Raw genomic sequence first — 6,730 nt, forward strand, 5'->3', positions numbered from 1 at the left:
TTCAGTATTTATAGAATGAGGGAGTTATATATGTTGGGAATATGTGAATTTTTTACAGACTCATTTATAAAATATTTAAAAAACGTAAGTGGGGTTTCACAAGTTCTACCCAACCTACGAAATTATTAAAAAAACTTGTAAATTTTCATCTCACAAATCTTTCCATTATGATGAAGACGAAAGCTATCCTCACAACGATAGGAGAATGAATGATGAAAACCATTCTATTTATACTGTTTACAGTCCCTTTGGTTGTGATGGCTGATATAACATTCAGTGATAAACCTGCTCCACCCTCTATAGATGGACAGTTTATTCAGCATGATTCAACAATAATCCTAAGCCAAGCTAATCCCAATGATTCAAGTCAAACATTAAACGCCTCCCCAGAAGCTATAAAGGAAATGGAGCAGGTTTATCAAGAGTGCCAAAAAGATTCCACGCTTTCTGCCCATTACGACTGCAAATGCTGGAGCAACCGTTTTTTGGAAGAGAGGCTAAAAGCTGGACCCAAAACTCCCGCTTATAACATCAAGTCAGGCATTTCTAATCAATGTTTCAATATCCCTGGCGCTGCTGAATATGCTTTGATCAAATGTGATGGCTATGGCAAGTCCAGCTATGACCTTGGTTACAATGAAGAGTCGGGTATGAGTTTTGATGAATATTGCCAATGTGTATCAAATAATTACGCGATACAATTAGATAATCATGAAGATCGCTTTACGAGACAAACCTCCAATAAATTTCTGACATCCTCGCATTTGCGTTGCCAAATCCCACAGCCAGGTGACAAAAATGTCTGGGAACGTTTGGACCAATAGAACGATTCTATAAAATCAACGAATTCGTAAACTAGTCAACATTATCGATTCACCAACACCCCAATCACTTGAAATGATGCCTTTCTCAATAAACCGATGAATGCTGGAATAAGGCCAATCAAACGCCTTATCGACATAACCATGCTTCACCGGATTGTAATGAATGTAATCAACATGGCGTTCATAATCCAACTCATCACGAATTAAATGCTCCCAATAACGGCGTTGCCATATTCCACGTTCAGATTTTTGTTTTCGTGAATTATTGATTCGTTCGGTAGAGGGAAGACCACGAGAAAAATGGGATTTGATTAATCGCCAGCGAGTGGCGAAATCAAAGTCATTTTCAGGTAAAGTCCAGATAACATGAAGATGATCAGGCAACACCACGATGGCATCAATATCAAAAGGGTGGGTGGATTTAACTCTACGAAAAGCGGTTTTAAGCAGATCAATATGATCAGTAAGCAGTGATTTATCTCGTTCCAGCAGATTGACCGTAAAGAAATACGTACCACCAGCAACAAAAGCCCGTCGATATTGCATCAATCACCATCCATGTGATTAAAAAAATAAATAAATGTAGGTTGGGTAGAGCTTGCGAAACCCAACTAATACAGAATGTTATGTCGTTTATAAAACGTTGGGTTTCATTCTTCAACCCAACCTACGATCTACGATCCAATCAAAGGGTGTTTTCAACTGCTCTCAATAGTCTCAACAATCCCCTCAAGCAATTGCTCCAGGTCACCAAAATGTCCATCACTGCGGGCGGGAAGGGTAGGGTCAGAGGTAATAACAATGGATAATTTCAGCTCTGGAACAATCACCAGCATCTGCCCACCATACCCCCGTGCATAGACTGCTTTCTGACCTGTATATTCAGTCAGGAACCAACCATAGCCGTATAAATCATTTGAAAAGGGTGATAAGCCACGAGGCTCCCAAGACGTTTCAATCCAATTTTGGCTGACCACTTCCTGACCATTAATTGTTCCACCATTCAAAACCATATCGCCAATCCTGGCCAGACCAAGTGGACTCATAGCCATCTGATTACCACCCATATACCGCCCTTGTGGATCAGTGGTCCAGGGTGGAATAACAATATCAAGCGGATTCCCCAACCAGTCTTGTGCCAGATGATGCAAGCTGTGTCCGGAGGCTTTTGTGAGCGCTGCACCAAGGATATGCCAACCACCTGTGGAATAAATAAAACGGCCTCCAACCCGATCCACTAATGGTTGATTCAGAGCATAGTCCACCCAATTGTTGCTGTTGACCCATGCCCCATAATTCTTGCCGGATGTGCTAGCCAGCCCGGTCTGCATGGTTAACAAATGTTTGATAGTCAGTTTGTCACGAGCATCACCGAAAGCGGATTTCCCCAACAAAGGTAATACACGCTGATCAGTTCCCTCAATAATGCCACGGTCTATAGCGATACCCGTCAAGAGAGCCACAATGGTCTTTGAAACAGACTTGATATTAACCGGCGCATCCAAAGCCGGACCACGAAAGGCATTAGCGAATAACTGCTCACCATTTTGATGTATGACCAGGGATTGCAGCTGATCAAGTCGTTTCGCCTCATCTGCGATCGGTTCAAAATCAGGTTTTGCCTGAGCTGCACCATTCGTCAGGGCCATCGTTAATATTGCTGTGCTGGTGATTAAGATCTTTTGCAGGGATATTTTTGGCACGAGTAAATACTATCTCATTTGATAAAAATCAATTCTTAAGTAGGACTACTCAGTAATCTAATAATTTAGTTCAATTCAAAAAAAAAATGATTAACAAAAGTATCATCCCAATCAGCTTAGGGCGATATAACGCTTTAATTACAATCCATGTGAAAAAATCATTGTAGGTTGGGCTGAGTTTATGAAGCCCAACAAGCGATTTTTGATTTTAGTTTATGATGAGATTTTATGTAATGTTTGAACATGATGGGCTTCGTGCCTCAGCCCAACCTACGGGTTACATTGCTTTGAAAAGTTGGGTTTAACGTAAACAATTAAAACATTAGTTTATTGCTTTTATCGTTCGACATTTTGGGAATGTTGAACATCCCCAGAATTGTTTACCTTTATTCTCACCTTTTTTCGTTTCTCTCAATATCATCGTAGATCCACATTTAGAGCAATATTGTTGGCTTTCCTTATCAACAATAATAGTTTGCACATGCTGAGTATGTTCACGATGGGTTTTAAAAGATCGTTCTAATCGACCAGATTCAATTGATTGAGTGATTTCAACAACTTGACTCGGAGATAACACCGGGTCGGTTTTAGAAAGAATGTAACGAATATAGCCCATTCCATAGGTCACATTTTCTGGCACATCGGTTTTAAAAGTACTGTTACCAATAAAAATCACTACCGAATGCAGTTGATGTTCATCAAGATTCAAAAGTGCTTGTAACGTTTTGGTATGTTTATAATTTTGGTGCAGAGGGTTTTGAAATTTAGTTTTGTGTTTATATATTTGTTGTGTCCAGGTTTTTTGTTTAGCTGAACCAAAAATCCAACCTCTTAAATTTTTGGTTTCAACGACAAATACACCATAAGCTGACACGATGATGTGATCGATTTGCGTGGTGCCATCCTCAGTTGGCAGGGTGACGTTTTTAATAAGATGATATTCCGATTTATCCAGTTTCCACTTTGCAAAAGTATTGATGATTAACTCACCAAAAATACCTTTAAACCAAGCTGACTTAATCACTGTTGCAAAGATAAAAATTGGTATTAAATACCATAATGAAAACAAAGCCTGATAGATTGGTGAAAAGTCCATTTTTTAATCCAATATAGAGGCCCATTACAGAGCGTTAAGTCAATAAAAATGGGCATTTAAAGAAATCTTAAAAGTTATAACCCATGGGTTAAATCAATTGTGTTTGCCTCCGTTTGATTTTGCAATAAAAGCACGTCGATATTGCATCAATCACCATCCATGTGATTATAAATAAATGTAGGTTGGGTAGAGCTTGCGAAACCCAACGATTCGATATTGTTATGTCATTTATAAAATGTTGGGTTTCATTCTTCAACCCAACCTTCGAGGCTAAGCTTATATTCAATTGATTCATTCAAAAATAATATTTGCAACTCAAGACTATTAGATAGTTTTTGTATTAAAAATACACCTAAATACATTCCTACAATTAATGCAATAAGAATGTTAGAAAAGTTAGGAGAGATTTTTTCAGAAAATTGAAATGAGGCAAGAAATATTGCAATGAAAGCAGGGAAAAGACCAACCTTTTTGATACTTCCCACTAAGAAAGATGTTCTATTTTGTAGTTGTTGAAGGTCCGTTTCCATTCCTTTCTTAACTGCTTTGAGAGCATGAACGCTAAATTTATTTAATTTACTTATATATTCTTCTTTTTGTTTCATACGAATGTTAAACAATTCAAAATACTCATTTAATGGCATAAAAAATGAGCGTCTGATTGAAACGGAGCTAAGCAAAATAAAAATAACCGATGAAAAAAGAAATACTAATAAAGCTAAGAGAGATAATGTTTTATTGAAATCAATGATCAGCAATACGGCGGCTATAATCCCACTGAACATTGTAGTCTTGGTAAAAAACTCTTCTTTTTTTTCTTGTTTAAATATATTGTTGAACCTATATAGTTTTTCACTACTGGATATGAATTTTATAAGTTCATTTACTTCCTGGTCCATTTTTCAATTCTCGCCATAAATTTTTTTGGGGTAGTTATGGTTTGTTATCAAAAATATTTAATCCTGTAAAATTGCCCAACCTATCTTGTTAACTTAAAACATATCAATGTAAGTGCTTTTAGGGGAAGGCCAGTTTTGAGCGATAACGGTATAAAGTGCTTCAATCCATGCTTCATCGCTAGCTGCGTATTGCCCTACATAATTATTTCCAGCACAGAGCGTTTCCAGTCTAAAAGAGATGTTTTCGATATTTATATTTCCAACCTCATCAGAAAGATATAATTCACCCAATTGAGTAACCCTCAATTGACGATGTTGAGAATCATCTTTGCTAGCTATGAGTTTGGCAAGATTCTTTTTGTTGAAATCCTCTGGTTTATTTAAATTAATTTTCATAATTCCTCACTTTAAATCTTATGATTTAATTTGGTCTGAAAAGGTAGAATATTTTTTTTGGTACATCAACTTGATAGTACCGGTGTGACCATTGTTATTTTTGGCTATGATAATTTCTGCATTAGCGTTATCTGTGAAATCATAGTCTTCGTAGACTTCTCCTCTATATATGAAACCAATTATGTCAGCACAGTTTGTTAGGTTTTCGAATTCGGAAAGGTCATTCAAATGAGGACGCTTATTTGGTCTCTTTTCAACCGATCTAGGTAGAGATACGGTTAAAATTATTGGCAATTGAACTTCCATCGCTAGGTGTTTAAGTTTATGTGCATATTCAGAATATGAAAGCTCAATATTCAGTGATTTTTCTCGGTAGGCTAAGTCTTGTAATGAATCAATTATCACCGCTTTAAGGTTGTGTTTTTGTTTGAACTTTACCAGCTTAAGGCGAAGCTCATCCACAGAGGATAAGATGCTTTCATCTATAAATAGTGGAGCTTCATTTAGCAGTGCAATTACTGATACCAATCTAGGCCAATCATCATCTTGTAGATTTCCTCTGAGTAGATCTTTACTATCAATTCTTCCGACTAGAGACATTAATCTCCTTGTAGTATGTTCTACAGGTGTGTTCATCGAAAAATAAGCTACGGCTTCTTTTTCATGAATAGCTATATTCGCAGCAATATTCAGAGATAGTGCTGTTTTACCCATTGTAGGTCTAGATGCTAGTACTATTAACTCTGCAGGGTGAAGGCCGTCAATAATATAATCTAGATCTGAGATCCCAGTTGATAGGCCGCTACAATTGCCCGAGTCCGCTTTTTCAAAAACTGTATCAATACGATCAATTTCTCTTGACAGAACATCCCGCATGCTTAGTAAACCTGCACCTTCACCAACTCTGTTTTTAAATTTTTTTATTTCGGTGATAGTTTTCTTTATTCCTTCAATAACGTTAAGGCAAGCGTCATCCTCGTTGTTCCATTTTGTTATTGGGAGGCCATCTGTTGGAAGACCTTGAATTTTCGCAAATGATGTTTCATGCCAATCACAAGGTCTTAGTATTATTGGCAGAACCACAGATAAATTTGAATCATGTCTTTCTAAAGCTATGGATAATTCATTTTCATAACAATAATTGGAAGCAATAAAGTCTGAACTAACAAGTAAAAGAACTAAATCAGCAGTCCTTATTTTATCGTCGATTTCTTTTTGCCAATCTTTGCCGGGCACAATTGCTCTATCGTTCCACTCATCAATTAGCTTTTGTCTTTTCAAAGTTGCTAAGTGATTAAGCAGCTTATTTTTGAGCTCCTCGTCTTTATGAGAGTAACTACAAAAAACAGAGACAGCGTATTCATTCATAAGCAATCCTTGGCGAATAAAAAAAGCCGACATAAAGTCGGCTTTCTAATCTGTCAGTGCAAGCAAAAACTGCAAAGACAATTCTCATTTAATCAATGGGTTAGAGTTATTTTAGGCTGAGATATAATGATGTTATGCAACCATAAGTTGCAAAAAAAGGGAGGATTACAACCATAAGTTGCAAAGTTGGGAGGAATTGATTTAACTTATTGTTTTTATTGTTTTTTTACGTGCGTTGCGTAAGTGTTTTTATGTGTTTATTATTAACGATACCAGCAGTGACATACTGTGTAAACAGGCAATTAAGTTATTTAATACCGGATATGGGTTTTAAACCCACATATATTATTAAGGTGTTGAATTACAATACATTATTGCAACATAAAGACATGCTAGGTAAGAGAAGTGCCTCAAATTGGCGATGACCTGCCCCCAACATCTAGT

The 6,730-nt window shown here is 37.0% G+C and carries 7 protein-coding genes; 1 reads left to right on the forward strand and 6 read right to left on the reverse strand.

The window, feature by feature from the left end; all coding sequences use genetic code 11:
* Window positions 1–209: 209 nt before the first annotated feature.
* Window positions 210–824 (forward strand): hypothetical protein, encoded by a 615-nt coding sequence (locus B3M51_RS05840; protein ID WP_292757522.1) that lies wholly within the window; start codon window positions 210–212, stop codon window positions 822–824.
* A 15-nt stretch (window positions 825–839) separates the two neighbouring features.
* Here B3M51_RS05840 and B3M51_RS05845 read toward each other — a convergent pair whose 3' ends face one another.
* The 6 genes from B3M51_RS05845 to B3M51_RS05870 form a co-directional block, all read right to left on the reverse strand.
* Window positions 840–1,370 carry an REP-associated tyrosine transposase gene (locus B3M51_RS05845; RefSeq protein ID WP_292757524.1) on the reverse strand — a complete coding sequence of 177 codons (531 nt, stop codon included), beginning with the start codon at window positions 1,368–1,370 and terminating at the stop codon, window positions 840–842.
* Window positions 1,371–1,522: 152 nt separating this feature from the next.
* Window positions 1,523–2,473: a serine hydrolase domain-containing protein gene (locus B3M51_RS05850; RefSeq protein WP_292757526.1), complete on the reverse strand. Its 951-nt coding sequence runs from the start codon at window positions 2,471–2,473 to the stop codon at window positions 1,523–1,525.
* Window positions 2,474–2,849: 376 nt separating this feature from the next.
* The gene (locus B3M51_RS05855; protein ID WP_292757528.1) at window positions 2,850–3,623 is read right to left on the reverse strand and encodes an NERD domain-containing protein; all 774 of its coding nucleotides are present in this window, start codon (window positions 3,621–3,623) and stop codon (window positions 2,850–2,852) included.
* A 245-nt stretch (window positions 3,624–3,868) separates the two neighbouring features.
* Window positions 3,869–4,522, reverse strand: a complete 654-nt coding sequence (locus tag B3M51_RS05860) for a hypothetical protein (RefSeq protein WP_292757530.1) — start codon at window positions 4,520–4,522, stop codon at window positions 3,869–3,871.
* Window positions 4,523–4,615: 93 nt separating this feature from the next.
* A complete protein-coding gene (locus B3M51_RS05865; RefSeq protein ID WP_292757532.1) occupies window positions 4,616–4,918 on the reverse strand; it encodes a hypothetical protein in 303 nt (100 codons plus the stop codon).
* Between the two features lie 18 nt (window positions 4,919–4,936).
* The gene (locus B3M51_RS05870) at window positions 4,937–6,286 is read right to left on the reverse strand and encodes a DnaB-like helicase C-terminal domain-containing protein (protein ID WP_292757534.1); all 1,350 of its coding nucleotides are present in this window, start codon (window positions 6,284–6,286) and stop codon (window positions 4,937–4,939) included.
* Between the last annotated feature and the right edge of the window lie 444 nt (window positions 6,287–6,730).

This window comes from Methylophaga sp. UBA2689, assembly GCA_002354555.1.
In the GTDB taxonomy this organism is placed as follows: domain Bacteria; phylum Pseudomonadota; class Gammaproteobacteria; order Nitrosococcales; family Methylophagaceae; genus Methylophaga.